Below are 346 nucleotides of genomic sequence, written 5' to 3'. Positions count from 1 at the left end.
ATGTATCAAGGTGATGAGCGATATCCCGAAAATCATTCGCATTGTATAGTTTCTCCGTCATGCACTTAGTCATCACAATATCCATTAATGCTGGATACTGTTGAATCACCTTGTAGATGATGGAAAACTGGTCTCGACGATACCTCGGGTATCGTTGGCTGATCTCATCCAAATAAGCAGCTGCTTGTGTCTGATTTTCAAAGTAAGAGATTAGACGTCGCTTAAGCTCTTCAACCCCTTTGGAGCGATCACGAGTATGATGACGGTTTTGAATGAGTTTTCCTTTTTCTGAGCTAATAAGGTGCTCGGCAATTACCTCACCATTTACTTTTCTGCGAATGACGAG

Annotated in this window: 1 pseudogene; it reads right to left on the bottom strand. The window is 41.9% G+C overall.

Features of this window, described 5'->3' with window-relative positions:
• Nucleotides 1–346: pseudogene (locus tag PZE06_RS27075) on the bottom strand (IS21 family transposase); the annotation flags it as partial.

The sequence above is a fragment of the Robertmurraya sp. DFI.2.37 genome (genome assembly GCF_029211245.1).
Taxonomy (GTDB): domain Bacteria; phylum Bacillota; class Bacilli; order Bacillales; family Cytobacillaceae; genus Robertmurraya; species Robertmurraya methanolica_A.
The sequence above is the reverse complement of the archived record's forward strand: the minus strand, read 5'-3'. Positions and strand labels throughout refer to the sequence as shown.